A 15669-nucleotide genomic window follows, 5' to 3' on the forward strand; every position below is an offset into this window, starting at 1 on the left:
ACTGCTTCTTAGCGGCAAGGCGTCATTTTAAACGATGAGCGAAGCTTTCAGAGACCGGTAGAGTGAGGGATGCGTATGACACATGAACTGAAGCCCAGGATCTTGGTCTTTGGCGTAGGCGGTGCCGGAGGCAACGCTGTCGACAACATGATTGAGGCCAACCTGCAAGGCGTTGAGTTCATCGTAGCCAATACGGATGCGCAGGCCCTTTCACGTTCCAAGACGGAAAACCGCATCCAGCTGGGCCCGGAAACCACCTCCGGCCTTGGCGCCGGTGCGCGGCCCGATATCGGCGCAAAGGCTGCCGAGGAATCTATCGAGGATATCCGCGAGAAACTGCAAGACGCTCACATGGTTTTCATCGCTGCAGGCATGGGCGGGGGAACCGGTACAGGCGCAGCCCCGGTCATCGCGCGCGCTGCCCGCGAAATGGGCATGCTGACCGTCGCCGTTGTGACCAAGCCATTCAGCTTTGAAGGCACACGCCGCATGTCTTTTGCCGAGGATGGCCTGGCCGAAATCCAGAAACATGTGGACACGATGATCGTCGTGCCGAATCAGAACCTCTTCCGCATCGCCAATGATCGCACAACTTTCGCCGAAGCCTTCCGCATGGCAGACGATGTGCTCTATTCCGGCGTGCGCGGCATTACAGATCTGATGGTCATGCCCGGCCTGATCAATCTAGACTTTGCCGATGTCAGCTCCATCATGCGCGGCATGGGCACAGCCATGATGGGTATGGGCGAAGGCGAAGGCGAGAACCGCGCCCTCGAAGCTGCGCGCCAGGCCATCGATAATCCGCTATTGGACGATATCTCGATGAAAGGCGCCAAAGGCGTCCTCATCAATATCACCGGCGGCTATGACATGACCCTGTTCGAACTCGACGAGGCCGCCAATGAGGTGCGCCGCGAGGTCGACCCAGACGCCAACATCATTCTCGGCTCTGCTTTCGACAGCGAACTGGAAGGCAAGATCCGCGTCTCTGTCGTCGCAGCGGGTATTGATGGCGCGATGATGGGCGTTCCTGTGGCCGAGCCTGTTGCAGAAACCGTGCGTCAGCCTATCGCCGAACCGATTGAGGAAGAGCCTGCGGCTGAAGCCGAGGAGGCCCCTGCCGAAACGGAAACCGTCGCTGAAGAGGCAGATGAAGACCGTCCGCGTGTCATCAAGCATACGTCCACGGCCCTGCGCTCTGACGAAAGCGATCCGCGCGAGGATTTTGAAAGCCAGTCCCTGCCTACCGAACATTATGAAGGCGCAGAGGGCGAGGACCAGATCAGCGCCGACACGGTGTTCACCAAGCACACGGAAGCGCCTGTCGAAGAGGAACAGCGCAGCCCGTCCGGCTTTTCCAACCTGTTCGGATGGCGCCGCGGCAGCTCCCAGGGTGAAAATGACGACACGCCAGCAAGCAAAACGCCGACACAGATCGTCTCATCTCCGGAAGACCATCCGGAGCCTGCGCCTTTCGATGATGCCGACCTTGAAATCCCGGCATTTCTGCGCCGGTCTGCCAATCACTGAAATTGCAGAGGAACCGGCATATATAAGCGCAGATTCGCTACATATAATTCCCAATAATTACAGGGTCGGAGCGCACGCTTCGGCCCTTTTTGTAACACGCCGAAACAAGCCGTGTTTTGTATCTTCAGGCCATAGTCGCCATTCTGATATGCGAATCTGGAGGCGAGTATATTGTCCGGTAGTATAGAATTTCAGCAGACGATTGAGCGCCCCGCCGTATGCGCAGGCATTGGTGTACACAGCGGGGAGAAAGCCCGGCTGGTGCTGAAACCTGCGCCCGCCGGCACAGGCGTCTCCTTCCGCCGCACCGATATTTCCGGCCCAGGCACGCTGATCCCCGCCTCTGCCGAATATGTCTCCGACACCCAGCTTGGCACCACGCTGACCAATGAAGCCGACGTTTCGGTGGCTGTGGTAGAGCATTTGATGGCCGCACTGGCAGGCGTAGGAATCGACAATCTGCTCATCGAGATCGACGGCCCTGAAGTGCCGATCATGGATGGTTCTTCTGCGGTGTATTGCGAATTGCTGATGCAGGCTGGTCTGCGCCGCCAGGCCGCGCCGCGCCGCCGCATCCGCATTCTGGAAAAGATCGAGATCGAGGATGGCCCCAAGCGCGCCAGCCTCTCCCCTTCTGAAGACAATCTGCTAACGCTGCGCGCACGCATTGAATATGACGACACGCTGATCGGCGTTCAGCAAATGGCGCTGCGCCTTGCCCCCGGTATGTTTGCACGTGATCTGGCCTTTGCCCGCACCTATGGCTTTGCCCGGGACGTGGACATGCTACGCACCATGGGTCTGGCCCGTGGCGGCTCATTGGAAAATGCCGTTGTGGTCGACAATGGCGAAGTCATGAATCCGGAAGGCTTGCGCTCGGAAGACGAGTTTGTGCGCCACAAGATGCTGGACGCTGTGGGCGACCTTATGTTGGCAGGCGCGCCGATTGCCGGGCGCTATGACGCCGTTCAGCCAGGCCACTCCATCAATAATTTGCTTGTCCGCAAGCTGCTCGACACCCCCTCTGCATGGTGCTGGGAAAGCGATGAAATGAACCAGAGCCTTGTCGCGTCCCGTACAAGTGCCGCCATCTGAACGAGATTTAACCCCGCCAATAGGATGAATGCCTGAGAAACCTTCTTGGAAAACTGGCAGGGTTCGCGCTAAGCAGTCTGTCTGACACTCACAGCTGAAAGCGTCCGCCCTGCCATGCGTTTCACCAAAGCCTATTCGATTGTACTGGTTGCAACCGCAGCAATTGCCCTGACAGCCTGCCAATCACGCCGCGACCGCCAGCAAGAACTGGCCTATGTGGAACGCCCTGTTGAGCAATTGTACAATCAGGCTTCGACCGAGCTGGACAAGCGCTCCTATGACAAGGCCGTACTTCTGTTCAACGAGGTCGAGCGCCAGCACCCCTATTCCGAATGGGCCCGGCGCGCGATGGTGATGACGGCCTTTGCCCATTATCAGGCGCGCAATTATGACGAAGCTATTGAAGGGGCTCGCCGCTATCTGTCGCTACACCCGGGCGGCTCTGAAGCTGACTATGCCTACTATCTGATCGCCGTCAGCTATTTCGACCAGATCACCGATGTCGGCCGTGACCAAGCCATCACGGAACAGGCGCGCGACGCGCTGATGGATGTGGTGCGCCGTTATCCTGAGAGCCAGTATGCTCGCGATGCCAGCGTGAAGCTGGACATGGTTCGCGACCAGCTGGCCGGCAAGGACATGGAAGTTGGTCGCTGGTATCTGCGCAACAACCAGACCTTGGCTGCTATCAAGCGCTTCCGCACCGTGGTGAAGAAATACGACACCACATCCCATACGCCGGAAGCCCTGCACCGTCTTGTCGAAGCCTATCTCACCGTCGGCCTGCGCGATCAGGCGCTCGCTGTCGGCTCAACGCTTGGGTATAACTATCCCAATAGCGACTGGTACAAGATGAGCTATCGTCTTCTGACGGAAGAAGGCGTGGACCCGGAAGCCGTAGACGAGAAAACTCGACGCAGCTGGCTGCAGCGCATTCTGCCGGGCGGCAAATAAGGTGGGCCCTCAGGGCCGATTGCAGATCAGCCCTGCCCTTCTACTATCAGCTCGAACCACTCATCCTCGGTCAGGGTTCTGACGCCGAGGCTTTCCGCCTTTTTGAGTTTTGAGCCTGCGCCCGGGCCTGCAACCAGAATATCCGTTTTTGCCGAGACGGAGCCGGACACTTTCGCGCCAAGCGCACTTGCACGGGCCTTTGCCTCATCGCGCGTCATGCGCTCCAGCGTGCCAGTGAAGACGATGGTCTTGCCAGCGACCGGGCTGTCCGTAGCGGCGGCTTCTTCCGCCTCAACACTCACCTCTTCCAGCAGGGCGTTCAGCATATCGCGATTGTGTGGTTCGGATTCAAAATCCACGAGTGCGCCTGCGGCAGCCTTGCCCACCCCGTCAATGCCGGTCAGCTCTGCAAAGGCCTCGCTTTCAAGTCCCTCTGCTTCGGCGCGCGTCACAGTGCTCCAAAATGCATCCCAGCTCAGGAAGTGGCGCGCATAAAGCTGGGAGGTGGTCTGGCCGACATGGCGAATGCCCAGCCCGTTCAGGAAGCGCGCAAATGGCACGGTGCGCCGCGCATCAATTGCATCCAGCAGCTTTTTCGCAGACGCCCTACCGAAACCATCCCACTCTTCCAGCGGTGGCAGACCCGCCGCCTGAATCTTCGCCGGCAGGCGGAAAATGTCCTGCGGCGCGGCGACGACGCCTTTCTCGTAAAACAGCTGCACCTGTTTTGCACCAAGGCCATCAATGTCCAGCGCCTTGCGGGAAACGAAATGCTTCAGACGCTCCACGGCCTGTGCCGGGCAGACGAGCCCGCCCGTACAGCGGCGGCGCACATCGGCCTCGCCCTTGTCATCAATCTCGCGCACGGCGGCGGAGCCACAGACCGGACACTCATCCGGCATGTGCCAAGGCTCGCCCTCGCCGACTGAGACAACGCGCAACACTTGCGGAATGACATCCCCTGCCCGCTGGATCTCCACCGTATCGCCCGGCTTTACGCCAAGGCGGGCGATCTCGTCCTCATTGTGCAGTGTGGCATTGGAGACCACGACGCCCCCCACCGTGACAGGCTTCAGGCGCGCAACCGGCGTCAGCGAGCCGGTGCGGCCCACCTGGATGTCGATCTCTTCCAAAAGGGTTGTCGCCTTTTCGGCGGGAAATTTATGTGCAATGGCCCAGCGCGGCGCGCGGCTGACAAAACCAAGCCTCTGCTGCCAGTCTAGCCGGTCTACCTTGTAGACAACACCATCAATATCGTAGCCGAGCGTTGCGCGCTGCTGTTCTATGTCTCGGTAAATCGCGATCAGAGCGTCCACATCTGAAGCGGATTTCATCAGGGAATTGGTGTCAAAGCCCCATGCCTGGAATGCCTCAACCCCTCCCGATTGAGTCTCGGCGAAAGGCGCGCTTTCGGCCGCCCAGGCATAGGCGAAGAATTTCAGCGGGCGGGATTTGGTGATCTCGGTATCGAGTTGGCGCAAGCTGCCGGCCGCGGCGTTGCGCGGATTGGCAAAGGTCTTGCGGCCAGCAGCCTCTTCGCGCGCATTCAGGGCGGCAAAATCGGCATGGCTCATATAGACCTCGCCGCGGATCTCGATGAAGTCTGGCCAGCGCTTGCCTTTCAGGGACACCGGAATGTCCTTCAGCGTACGGGCATTGGCAGTGACGTCTTCACCGACCTGACCATTGCCGCGTGTTGCGGCGCGAACCAGCTGTCCCTTTTCATAGGTCAGACTGAGGGACAGACCATCAATCTTGGGCTCTGCGGTGAGGACCAGTTCGTCCTCTTCACCAAGACCCAGAAAGCGCCGGATGCGGGCAGCAAACTCCGCCACATCGTCATCGGAAAACGCATTGTCCAGCGACAGCATGGGGGCGGCATGGGCCACCTTGCTGAAGCCTTCATGAGCGACAGCGCCAACGCGGTCTGACGGGCTGTCTGCGCGTTTCAGGTCCGGGAAGCGGGCTTCAATGGCAAGATTGCGCTGGCGCGCGGCATCATAGTCGGCATCCGTCAGAACCGGCGCATCTTCCTGATAGTAGGCCGCATCTGCCTCGGCGATCAGAAACGCCAGACGTTCGAGTTCAACCGCAGCCTCTTCAGGCGTCAGATCTTCAACCGGGGTTGCCTCGCTCATGCATCCTCCAACAGCCTCCCTGCTGCAGCGCGGGCCTCGGCAGTCACCTCAGCACCTGACAGCATTCGGGCAATTTCTTCCTGCCTGCTGCTGTCATCTAGCCCGCGAATCTGAGTCCCGCCAGTCTTTCCGGCACCCTTCTCCACAAGCCATTGAGCCGCTGCAGACGCCGCGACCTGCGGGCTGTGCGTAATGGCAAAGACCTGCCGGTCCTGACCGAGGGAGACAAGGCGCTCCCCGATGGCCGCCGCCACAGCGCCGCCAACGCCCTGATCGGCCTCATCAAAGATCAGCGTCATGGCAGAGCCAGCCTCAGCCAGCGCGCATTTGAGGGCAAGCGACACCCGTGCCAATTCCCCACCCGACGCGATCTTGCGGAGCGGGCCAAAGCCCGCGCCGGGATTGGTCTCGGCTTCGAACTCGATCCGGTCTATCCCGGACGCTCCGCCTTCGCCTTCCGGCAGAGGATGAACACACGCCTTGATCACCGCGCGGCCGAGTTTTAGGGGACCAAGCTCCTTCGCAATGGCCTTGTCGAGTTGGCCCGCCGCCGCCTTGCGCGCATCGCTGAGTTTGCCAGCGGCCTGATGCCATTTGGCGCGTGCATCAGCCTCTGCCTTGCGGGCTGCGATCAACGCATCCTCTCCCGCCTCAACCAGATCGAGGCGTCCCTGCAAGGCATCCCGCATGTCCGGCAACATGTCCGGATCACAATTATGCTTCCGGCCTGCTGCGCGCAGGGCAAACAGACGCGCCTCGGAGGCCTCCAGTTCGCTTGTGTCATGATCGACCAGGCTTTCCAGCTGAGAGATGGAGCCCATGACTTCCTTGATCTCTATCAACGCGCGTTCGACCGCCTCCGCAGCTGCGCGCGCCGCAACAGGCAGCGCGTCGTCCGAGTTTTCAAAACCGGGAAGATGACAAATACGGCCTGTCGCCCGGGCCGCCTTGGCGAGCGCCTCCTCAATGCCCGTGCCATCGAGCACTTTTTCCGCCTCGCTGACCGCTTCGGTCACACGCTCTGACTGCATCAAAAGCGTCCGCCGCTCGCTCAGCACAGTCGCCTCCCCCTCTTGCGGGGCTAGGCGCATAAGGTCTTCGACAGCCTCGATCAGCCAGTCGCGCTGTTCAATCGCTTCAGCATGGGCCGCTTCCAGCGCTTCACGTTTTTCTACAGCCTCTTCCATCAGGGCATATGTCTTGGCACACGCCTCCAGCAGGCTTTCATTCCGGGCAAAGAGATCCAGCAAATGGCGGTGCATGGACGGCCTCATCAGAGAGGAGGCCGCATGCTGGCCATGGATCTCTACCAGCAACTCCCCAAGATCGGAGAGCAGCGCTGCGCTGACCGGCTGGTCATTGATAAAGGCGCGTGCCGGGCCATTCTTGCGAATAATGCGCTTGAACGTGACCGTCTCGTCCGGCGAGGCCTCAATCCCCGCCTCCGTCAAAGCTCTCCAGAGGGGATGGTGCACAGACGGCGAAAACTCCACCGCCACGCTTGCCTGATCCTGCCATGCCCGGATCATGGACCGGTCGGCAGGCTGCCCCAGTGCCTGTGACAGGGCGTCAAGAATAATGGATTTTCCCGCGCCGGTTTCACCTGTGAGCGCGGTGAAACCGGCGCCGGGCTCAATATCCAGGCGGTCAATCAGAACGAAATCGCGTATCGACAATGACAAGATCATGGCCAGTCTCCCAGAAGAGTTACTGGCCATGATTTATCATTGGAACAAAAAGAGAACAAGCGTGATTCTTCACGCGTCTCTATTTAGAGGGGCATGCAGGCGGCCCGCAGCCAGTCCTTTGCGTCCCCGTCCAGACCGTCCGCCAGATGCTCGTAGACCTGCGCATGATAGGCATCGACCCAAGCACGTTCGTCTTCTGTCAACAGGGTCAGATCGATGAGGTCACGCGCGAGCGGTGCAAAGGTCAGGCATTCGAAGCCATGCATATCCAGCTCGCCGCCCTCGATCTGCGTAGCGGGGGTCACATATTGCAGATTCTCGATGCGGATGCCGTATTGGCCTGCGCGGTAATAGCCCGGTTCATTGGACACGATCATCCCCTCGACCAGTGGCACCGCGTTCCAGGCCTTGGCGATGCGCTGCGGCCCTTCATGAACACCGAGATACACGCCAACGCCGTGGCCAGTGCCGTGCTGATAATCGAGGCCAGCCTGCCAAAGTGCGTGCCGCGCCAGCACATCAAGATGCGTACCGGTCGTGCCGTTCGGGAAGCGGACCACGGCCAGCGCGATATGGCCCTTTAGAACCAGCGTATAGTGCCGGCGCATATCCGCACTCGGATCACCAATCGGAACCGTGCGGGTGACATCCGTCGTGCCGTCCAGATACTGGCCGCCACTGTCGACCAGATAGAGGCTACCACGCTCCAGCTTGCGATTGGAGGCAGTGGAGACACGATAGTGCGGAAGCGCGCCATTTGGTCCGGCCCCGGAGATTGTCGGGAAGGACAGATCATCCAGGCCGCCCAAGCTTTCGCGGAACTCTTCCAGCTTGATGGCGGCGTCGATCTCTGTCACCTCGCCGCTCTGGGCCTCAGTGTCGAGCCAGTGCAGAAAGCGCGTCAGCGCAATGCCATCACGAATGTGTGCCGCAGATGTGCCGGCCAGTTCCGCCTCATTCTTGCAGGCCTTCGGCAGGGCCACGGGATCTCTCTGGCGAATGGCCTTGGCGCCCGCCTGCTCAAGCTGGTCAAAGAACCAGGCGGAAGCAACATCTGGATCAACGCTGACGGATTTACCCTTTAGGCCTTTAAGGCCTGCCTCAAGCTCCGACAGCGGACGAAGTGTCACGCTGTTGCCGAGATGCTGGCGAAGCGCGTCAGAAACTTTCACCTCATCCAGATAGAGTTCCGCAGAGCCGTCAGCGAACAGGATCGCCCGGCCAAGCGGCAGCGGCGTGCAGCTCACATCTCCGCCGCGAATGTTGAATGCCCAGGCGATGGAAGCAGGCGACGTGATGATCGCTGCGTCCAGCTTCTCAGCCTTCAGATCCTTGCCGATTTGCTGGCGCTTCTCATCATGGGCGACGCCGGCATATTTAACGTCATGCGGGACGACCTGCGCAGAAGGCTGCTCCGGGCGGCCTTCCCAGGCGAGATCGATCGGGTTCTGATCAACGGCGACCAGTTCCGCGCCCGCCATTTTCGCAGCGCTCTCCATCGCAGCTACGTCGTTCGGGCTCATCAGTTTCGGGTCATAGCCGATCTTCTTGCCGGACATGTTCTGTGACCTCAGCCAGCCAAATGGGCCAGGCTCCGGCACGTTCTGAATCTCCCAGAGGTTCGGGTCAGTCTGATCCACAACCTGAAGTGTATAACGGCCATCGGCAAAGATCACCGCGCGATCCGTGAACACGAAGGCGGAGCCGAAAGAACCCGTGAAGCCGCTGACCCAAGCCAAACGCTCATTCGCATCCGGCAAATATTCGTTCTGATATTCATCCTCATGAGGCACGTAAAGGCCATCGAGGCCCTGCGCCTTGAGCTGGTCGCGAACTGGCGGAAGGTGGGCTCGCCCATCTTGCGGGCCACCTTTAATATCAAATGTCTGTCTCATGCGCCTTATGTAGTGCGAATGGAGCGTTTTGGCCATTGAAAGCCGCATCATAGCTATGCATTTTTAAGGCGATATTTCTGCATATCTATGCTTTTTTATTGACGCTTTTCCCTTACATAGCGCGCTCGCAAAAAATTTGTGCAGTGCACAATAAAATTTCCAAAGGGAAAGAATAGAATGAAACCTCATATCAACCTTGCTGCATCCGAAAACAGCGTGATGCAAAACGATCTGCGTATGCCAATGGTCAATGAGCTGACCGCACCTGCCGCAGCCAGCCTTTTGAAGGCAGCCGAGCTGGCCCGTCCGCACATTCTGGAACGCCGTACAGCCCGTTGGGCCCGCCGTTCAGCTTACTGATCCTCAGATCAACCAGCTGGTTTCTGGAATACCAGCGTCGACCAGCCGTCTTCGCGAATACGTTTCTGGAAATCGAGCCCCCGCGCCGCAAAGGCATTCCGCACTGGCGGAGCCTGATGGTGCAACAGGCCTGACAGAATAATCGTGCCCCCCGGGGCCGTAAGCGCTGCAATATCCGGGGCCAGACCGATCAGGGGCCGCATCAGAATGTTCGCAAACACCGTGTCATAGGGAGCCGACCGCCGGATACGCGGCGTGTTCGCCCCTGTGACATGCATTGCAGTGAAGCCGGTCACATTATTCTTTTGCGCGTTCTCATTCGCCACCAGCACACTGTCGAGATCAATATCCGTGCCGATTGCTGAGGTCGCGCCTGCCTTCATGGCCGCGATAGCCAGCACACCTGACCCCGTCCCCAGATCCAGCACCTTGCCGATCGGCCGGTTGCGGCGCACTTCATCCAGCGCGATGAGGCAGCCAAGCGTCGTGCCATGATGGCCTGTCCCGAACGCCGGGCCTGCCTCGATCAGAACGGAGATACGGCCAGGAGACTGGCGCGTCAGGGCATGACTGCCCGCGACTATGAATGGCCCTGCCTCAACCGGCGGCAGTCCTTCGAGCGACAGGGTTACCCAGTCACGGTCAATGACTTCCTCAATGCGAGCCGTCAGCTCGGGCGCGACATCCTCAATGATCGAGACGCAGGCCTCGGCCTCTTCATGGGTTTCGGCGAAAGCATCGAGACGCCAGACGCTTCGGCCATCTTCCTTGGCATCCACGGCACCCGCAGGGGATGGATCCGCCCAGGCGAGCGCATCCCACGCAGTTTCTACTGGCGCCCGTGCGCCCCTTGCACTTATCTGATACATGCCGCGGCGATTAGCAGGACTGCGCAGACTTGGGAAGAAGGAGAAAATCATGCGCACTGCTTTGATAGTTACCGCCGCATGTCTGTTCGCCTTGTCGGCCTGTCAGACTCCAGCTGCGATCCCTGCCCCGCCCCCTGCTGCAATATCAGACGCATCCTGGCGGCCGGTGGCGCCGGAAAATCTTGTCATCCTGAAAACCCGGACCGGCGAAGCCATCATCGAACTGGCCGAAGAGGCCGCGCCGGAACATGTCCGGCAATTTCGCGAAGCCATCCGGGCTAATCTCTATAATGGCGAGTATTTCTACCGCGTGATTGATGGCCATGTGGCACAAGCGGGCCTGGAGTTTGAACATCACCTGGAAGACTGGCCGCTTCTGCCACTGGAAGCCGAGCGCACGGTCAGCACCGACGGGTTTGACACTTTTGGCAATGCAGACCTGTTTGCCGATCCAGTCGGGCACCGCGAAGGCTTCGCCGCTGGGCGTGAGGGCGACCAGGAATGGCTGCTCAATTGTCCCGGTGCCCTAGGCATGGCGCGGGATGATGATCCCGGCACGGGCTCAACCGAGTTTTTCATACCGCTTGCGCCCCGACGCTATCTGGACCGCAATTACACGGTCTTTGGCCGGGTCATCGCTGGCATGGAACATATCAACCGCCTGAAACGCGTTGACCCTGTGGACGACGAGGATGTGCCCGGCTTTGCTGATCCCGCAACGGCGGCGCAGAAAATGGCGGAACGGGCCAAGCGTCTCAAAGGCAATGAAATCATCTCTGTCGGCCTTGCCGCCGACATGCCGGAAGCCCTTCGCCCGCATTGGGAAGTGATGACCACACAAGGCCCGGAATGGAAGGCGCGGAAAGCCGAAAAGCGCAATTACGGAATCTATGACGCCTTTGTCGTGAAACCGCCAAAAGTCGTCGATATCTGTACGCTTCCCGTACCCGCCCGGCCCATTGCGCAAGGAGACTGACCCGGCATGGCTACCTCACTGCCTCATGGGGAAGCCCCTAATCTCTCTCCCCTACCCGGCATCCGCCATGGCTTTTTCGGTCGACAGGGCGGTGTGTCCACAGGTCTCTATAGCAGTTTGAATGTCGGCACCGGCTCAAACGATGCGCCGGGAGATGTCTCCGCAAATCGTGAGCGCGTCCGGGCCGCCATGCAGGCAGACGCGCTGCTCTCCTGCTACCAGACCCATTCTGCCGATGTGGTGCATGTGACTGAGGCATGGGATGCCCGGCCGGAAGCCGATGCCATGGTAACGACAGAACAAGGCATCGGCCTGTGCATCCTGACGGCCGATTGTACCCCGGTTCTGTTCGCAGATGCCCAAGCCAGGATCATCGGCGCAGCGCATGCAGGCTGGAAAGGCGCAATTGGCGGCGTTCTGGACGCGACGGTCGCAGCCATGACGCTGCTTGGCGCAGAGGCTGGCCGCATCACAGCCGCCATCGGCCCCACCATCCAGCAGGCAAGCTATGAAGTTGGCCCCGAATTCCGGGAGACTTTCCTCGCCCAGTCGCCGGGCAGCGCAGCCCTGTTCACACAAGGGCATGGCGACCGCTATCATTTTGACTTGCCCGGCTTTTGTCACCAGCGCCTGAAAAAGCTCGGCCTGAAGGATATTCACAATACCGGCCTCGACACCTGCGCGCTGGAAGACCGCTACTTCTCAAACCGGCGCCGCAACCATCACGGTGAGCCGGATTACGGCCGGAATGGCTCCGTCATCATGCTCGAAGTGTAATTTTCTGAAAAACACGACAGAGTCCGGTTGCGACTCGCGCCCAGCTGTTACAAAAGCGACACCAATCCGGGCAGCACGGGCACTCCAAATATGAAACTGCTTTCTTGCAATGCAAATCGGCCATTGGCGGAAGCCATTGCCGACTATCTGGACACGCGCCTGACGCGCTCAGAGGTCAAGACATTCTCCGATCAGGAAATCTTCGTCCGTATCGACGAAAACGTCCGCGGCGAAGATGTCTTCGTGATCCAGTCCACTTCCTATCCCGCCAATGACAATCTGATGCAGCTTCTGATCTGCATGGATGCATTGAAACGGGCCTCCGCACGCCGCATCACGGCCGTCATTCCCTATTTCGGATATGCACGGCAGGACCGCAAAACCGATGGCCGCACACCGATCTCCGCAAAACTGGTGGCGAACCTGATCCACTCTGCCGGCGCCGACCGCGTTCTGACTGTGGATCTGCACGCAGGCCAGATCCAGGGCTTCTTCGACATTCCGACCGACAATCTGTTCGGCAGCCCCGTCATGGTGGATGACATCAAGGAACGTTATGGCAAAGCTGATCTGATCGTCGTCTCTCCGGATGTTGGCGGTGTGGTGCGGGCCCGCTCCCTCGCCAAGCGCCTGGAAGCAGACCTCGCCATTGTCGACAAGCGCCGTCCCGAAGCTGGCAAGTCCGAAGTGATGAACATCATCGGCGACGTTAACGGCAAACGCTGCATCATGCTGGATGACATGTGTGACTCCGGCGGCACGCTGGCCAATGCCGCAGCGGCCCTGAAAGAGCATGGTGCAAAATCCGTTTCCGCTTATGTGACCCATGGTGTGCTTTCCAACAATGCCGTTCAGCGCATCGAAAAATCGGTCCTCGACGAATTGGTGATGACGGATTCGATCCAACCGTCTCAGGATGCGATCAAGTCCAAATCCATCCGCATCCTGCCGATCTCCCCTCTTCTAGGCGAAGCGATCCGCCGCATCGCCAATGAGGAAAGCGTCTCGAAACTATTCGAGCGCTGAGAGCAGCAAGACCACAAAAAGAAAACCCGTAGCCAGGCTGCGGGTTTTTTGTTGGAGGAAGGCCGAAGTCTCATTCCATGCGATGTCTTAGCGGGCAGGCACCTTCTTCTCAAGACCCGCAGGCACTGACAGCTCGCTCGCCAGAACTAATCCGGTCTCCGCCTGCGGATCAACTGCAATGCCCGCGCGCCAGACTTCAAAGTGCAGGTGCGGCCCAGTTGCCCGGCCAGACTGACCGAGCGTTCCGATCACATCTCCCGCTTTGACAATATCACCTGCCTTGACCGCCATGCTCTGCAGCTGGCCGAAGCGCATACTCGTCTCCTCGCTTGCTTGCAGTAGAACCAGATTGCCATAGGCGCCTTTCTCCGCTGCCAAGGTGATGACACCATTTGCCGGTGCATAGACCGGCACGCCTTCAGCCTCTGCTAGGTCGACACCATCATGTTGCTTCATCTTACCGGTGATAGGATGCTTTCGATTGCCGAAGGTGCTGGTGAGGCGAGCCTTGTCCAGCACGGCATGGCTATAGGTAATCTCAGCCCCCGGCGCCGCGGCGGCGCCCTTGATCAGTACACCTTGTGCAATGGCAAGCGGGGCGGCACAGGCCAACGCTGCGGCCACGACTAGCCCCAGACGGCGCGGGCGTGGTTTCTCGGTAAGGAGTTCGGTGAGACGCATCTTCAGGTTTCCTTTCTTCTGCAAGATGAATGCTGCAACAGGCAGCACCGCCTCATCGCGCGAAGCACGCGCAGCAGATGTCAGGGCTTTTGCATAGGCGATCCGGTCTCCTGTCAGCTCGACCGTTTTCTGATCAACGACCGCCTCTCGCCAAAAGTCGAGCTGCCCTCGTATCAACCAGGCAAAGGGAGAAAACCAGAAAAGGTCAGCAATAAGCCGTTCAACCGGACGGGTCAGTAGGTCTCCTTGCTTCAGATGGACCAGTTCATGAACGATCACCTGCTGGGCCCCTTCCCTGCGAATCAGGGCTGCCGGGACATACACTCTGCGCTTCATAATTCCCGCCAGGAATGGCGCACCGCGCGGGATGACATGCACATCAGGCACCTGGGAGAGGCCCAGGGCTTCGGCCCAATGCCCTATGGGACGGCTCGCCGGCCGGGCCCACGACTTCAGGCGCTGCAGCCGGACCTGACTGATGCCCCAGAGTAGAGCCCGGAAGCCCCATCCAAGCGCCAGCATGATGATCGTCAGCATACCGATATCAGGCATTCGCGACGCGGGTCCTTGCGCCACGACCTCATCCTTCGTCTCCGGCATGATAGCGAGCGGCTCAAGCATGGGCAGGTCTGCCAGAGGTGCGTCAGCAAGAACAGGCAAAGCCGGCACGCAGACTGACGCCGCAAAAGGCGCGATGAACAGAAAGGCCGCGCCGCGCCATGTCGCCTGCGCCATTACCGGGGATGGCCGCATACGGCAGATGAGACTGGCACCCGCCCAAACGATAGCACTCCAAATCAGAGCGAGAAGAACAAGAGCGAGCGGACTCATCATTCACCGCCCTTCTTGTCCGACGCCTCATCCTCTGCCGCGTTTATAATGGCGTCCAACTCGTCCAGCTCAGCATCTGATAGATGGGGGCTCTCGGCAAAGAGGGCTGCCGGAATGGGGCCATCCATATCCAGCACCTGCCGGGCCAGATGCCTCACGAGACCGCCCAGCGTAGCCGTGCGGTCCAGCTTGGCCGTAAAAACCGCCATGCCGTGAACATCCTGGCGCGTCACCCAGCCCTTGTCTTCCATCCGGGCGATCACGGTGCGCGTCGTCGAGGGCTTCCAGCCCTGCTGAGTCCCGATGGCGTCGTGCACCTCCCGCGCACTTTGCGCGCCGCTGGACCAGAGATGTTTCAGAACGGCAAGTTCGGAGGGATTGGGTTGTGACATGGCGACCTCACTATCATCGTCGCCATTACGCTACATATGTAGCGCAAGTGTGTCAAGTGAAGTCATCCAGAATTTCTTCCGGCCTATTTGTTTCCGATAAAGTCAGGAGTGGCAGGGCCTATTCGACCGTCCAGCCTCTCGGGGTGCGGCGGGCCTCAAGCGTCATCGGATCAGACTCGCCCGATGGCGTAATCGGAGATGCCCTGCGGTGATTGGCAAAGCGCATGACCAAAGCAGCGAATGCCAGAAGAACGCCCGCAATCGCTGTCATGACAGCCAGCAAGCCAGCAAACAGAACAAGTAGCATTCCAATACCCAATTGCGCGAATACACCAATAACGCCTGAAAGGGCGTCTGACAGGTTCATACGAGGCGATTGGGAAGCTGTGCGGGTCATTTATTCCTCTTGTTCCATCAAAAGATGGCGTCATCAGGGCCTTACGTCAATGAGAAGTCA

Annotated in this window: 14 protein-coding genes; 7 read left to right on the plus strand and 7 right to left on the minus strand. The window is 59.5% G+C overall.

All coding sequences use genetic code 11. The annotated features are described in order from the left end of the window. The first annotated feature begins 75 nt into the window (after positions 1-75). The 3 genes from ftsZ (at position 76) to HY2_RS00805 (ending at position 3579) form a co-directional block, all read left to right on the plus strand. Positions 76-1530, plus strand: a complete 1455-nt coding sequence (ftsZ, locus tag HY2_RS00795; RefSeq protein WP_034823680.1) for a cell division protein FtsZ — start codon at positions 76-78, stop codon at positions 1528-1530. Between the two features lie 171 nt (positions 1531-1701). Then, complete coding sequence (lpxC, locus tag HY2_RS00800) at positions 1702-2625, plus strand: UDP-3-O-acyl-N-acetylglucosamine deacetylase (RefSeq protein WP_034823681.1); 924 nt, start codon at positions 1702-1704, stop codon at positions 2623-2625. Positions 2626-2739: 114 nt separating this feature from the next. Beyond that, positions 2740-3579 (plus strand): outer membrane protein assembly factor BamD, encoded by an 840-nt coding sequence (locus HY2_RS00805; protein ID WP_034823682.1) that lies wholly within the window; start codon positions 2740-2742, stop codon positions 3577-3579. Between the two features lie 26 nt (positions 3580-3605). Here the strand turns inward: HY2_RS00805 and ligA are convergent, their stop codons facing one another. The 3 genes from ligA to HY2_RS00820 form a co-directional block, all read right to left on the minus strand. Continuing rightward, positions 3606-5717 carry an NAD-dependent DNA ligase LigA gene (gene ligA, locus HY2_RS00810; RefSeq protein WP_034823684.1) on the minus strand — a complete coding sequence of 704 codons (2112 nt, stop codon included), beginning with the start codon at positions 5715-5717 and terminating at the stop codon, positions 3606-3608. Then, a complete protein-coding gene (locus HY2_RS00815; RefSeq protein WP_034823687.1) occupies positions 5714-7405 on the minus strand; it encodes a DNA repair protein RecN in 1692 nt (563 codons plus the stop codon). The genes ligA and HY2_RS00815 overlap by 4 nt, the downstream gene beginning before the upstream one ends. Before the next feature lie 83 nt (positions 7406-7488). After that, complete coding sequence (locus HY2_RS00820) at positions 7489-9300, minus strand: aminopeptidase P family protein (protein WP_034823689.1); 1812 nt, start codon at positions 9298-9300, stop codon at positions 7489-7491. A 177-nt stretch (positions 9301-9477) separates the two neighbouring features. Here HY2_RS00820 and HY2_RS00825 point away from each other — a divergent pair, with 177 nt between their 5' ends. Then, positions 9478-9660, plus strand: coding sequence for a hypothetical protein (locus tag HY2_RS00825; RefSeq protein WP_034823691.1), 183 nt, complete (start codon positions 9478-9480; stop codon positions 9658-9660). An 8-nt stretch (positions 9661-9668) separates the two neighbouring features. Here HY2_RS00825 and HY2_RS00830 read toward each other — a convergent pair whose 3' ends face one another. Further along, on the minus strand, positions 9669-10529 hold the full coding sequence (locus HY2_RS00830; RefSeq protein WP_034823828.1) for a 50S ribosomal protein L11 methyltransferase: 861 nt from the start codon (positions 10527-10529) through the stop codon (positions 9669-9671). 49 nt (positions 10530-10578) lie between these two features. On the opposite strand from HY2_RS00830, the gene HY2_RS00835 reads away from it, so the two are divergent. From HY2_RS00835 to HY2_RS00845, 3 genes are all read left to right on the plus strand, one after another. Beyond that, positions 10579-11505, plus strand: a complete 927-nt coding sequence (locus HY2_RS00835; protein WP_034823693.1) for a peptidylprolyl isomerase — start codon at positions 10579-10581, stop codon at positions 11503-11505. Positions 11506-11511: 6 nt separating this feature from the next. After that, positions 11512-12282 (plus strand): peptidoglycan editing factor PgeF, encoded by a 771-nt coding sequence (pgeF, locus tag HY2_RS00840; protein ID WP_034823695.1) that lies wholly within the window; start codon positions 11512-11514, stop codon positions 12280-12282. A gap of 90 nt (positions 12283-12372) precedes the next feature. Continuing rightward, positions 12373-13308, plus strand: coding sequence for a ribose-phosphate pyrophosphokinase (locus tag HY2_RS00845; RefSeq protein WP_034823697.1), 936 nt, complete (start codon positions 12373-12375; stop codon positions 13306-13308). An 87-nt stretch (positions 13309-13395) separates the two neighbouring features. Here the strand turns inward: HY2_RS00845 and HY2_RS16510 are convergent, their stop codons facing one another. The 3 genes from HY2_RS16510 to HY2_RS00860 form a co-directional block, all read right to left on the minus strand. Continuing rightward, positions 13396-14823, minus strand: coding sequence for a M23/M56 family metallopeptidase (locus tag HY2_RS16510; protein WP_051594574.1), 1428 nt, complete (start codon positions 14821-14823; stop codon positions 13396-13398). Next, the gene (locus tag HY2_RS00855) at positions 14820-15212 is read right to left on the minus strand and encodes a BlaI/MecI/CopY family transcriptional regulator (protein ID WP_034823698.1); all 393 of its coding nucleotides are present in this window, start codon (positions 15210-15212) and stop codon (positions 14820-14822) included. The genes HY2_RS16510 and HY2_RS00855 overlap by 4 nt, the downstream gene beginning before the upstream one ends. 118 nt (positions 15213-15330) lie before the next feature. Next, positions 15331-15609, minus strand: coding sequence for a hypothetical protein (locus HY2_RS00860; protein WP_146617132.1), 279 nt, complete (start codon positions 15607-15609; stop codon positions 15331-15333). Positions 15610-15669 lie beyond the last annotated feature (60 nt).

The sequence above is a fragment of the Hyphomonas pacifica genome (assembly GCF_000682675.1).
Classification (GTDB): Bacteria; Pseudomonadota; Alphaproteobacteria; order Caulobacterales; family Hyphomonadaceae; genus Hyphomonas; species Hyphomonas pacifica.

Bases quoted from the DNA above. Each gene is read 5' to 3' on its own strand.
- HY2_RS00820 (WP_034823689.1), bottom strand. From the start codon at position 9,300: ATGAGACAGACATTTGATATTAAAGGTGGCCCGCAAGATGGGCGAGCC.
- HY2_RS16510 (WP_051594574.1), bottom strand. From the start codon at position 14,823: ATGATGAGTCCGCTCGCTCTTGTTCTTCTCGCTCTGATTTGGAGTGCT.
- HY2_RS00825 (WP_034823691.1), top strand. From the start codon at position 9,478: ATGAAACCTCATATCAACCTTGCTGCATCCGAAAACAGCGTGATGCAA.
- HY2_RS00805 (WP_034823682.1), top strand. From the start codon at position 2,740: ATGCGTTTCACCAAAGCCTATTCGATTGTACTGGTTGCAACCGCAGCA.
- pgeF (WP_034823695.1), top strand. From the start codon at position 11,512: ATGGCTACCTCACTGCCTCATGGGGAAGCCCCTAATCTCTCTCCCCTA.
- HY2_RS00830 (WP_034823828.1), bottom strand. From the start codon at position 10,529: ATGTATCAGATAAGTGCAAGGGGCGCACGGGCGCCAGTAGAAACTGCG.
- ftsZ (WP_034823680.1), top strand. From the start codon at position 76: ATGACACATGAACTGAAGCCCAGGATCTTGGTCTTTGGCGTAGGCGGT.
- HY2_RS00860 (WP_146617132.1), bottom strand. From the start codon at position 15,609: ATGACCCGCACAGCTTCCCAATCGCCTCGTATGAACCTGTCAGACGCC.
- ligA (WP_034823684.1), bottom strand. From the start codon at position 5,717: ATGAGCGAGGCAACCCCGGTTGAAGATCTGACGCCTGAAGAGGCTGCG.
- HY2_RS00855 (WP_034823698.1), bottom strand. From the start codon at position 15,212: ATGTCACAACCCAATCCCTCCGAACTTGCCGTTCTGAAACATCTCTGG.
- HY2_RS00845 (WP_034823697.1), top strand. From the start codon at position 12,373: ATGAAACTGCTTTCTTGCAATGCAAATCGGCCATTGGCGGAAGCCATT.
- HY2_RS00815 (WP_034823687.1), bottom strand. From the start codon at position 7,405: ATGATCTTGTCATTGTCGATACGCGATTTCGTTCTGATTGACCGCCTG.
- HY2_RS00835 (WP_034823693.1), top strand. From the start codon at position 10,579: ATGCGCACTGCTTTGATAGTTACCGCCGCATGTCTGTTCGCCTTGTCG.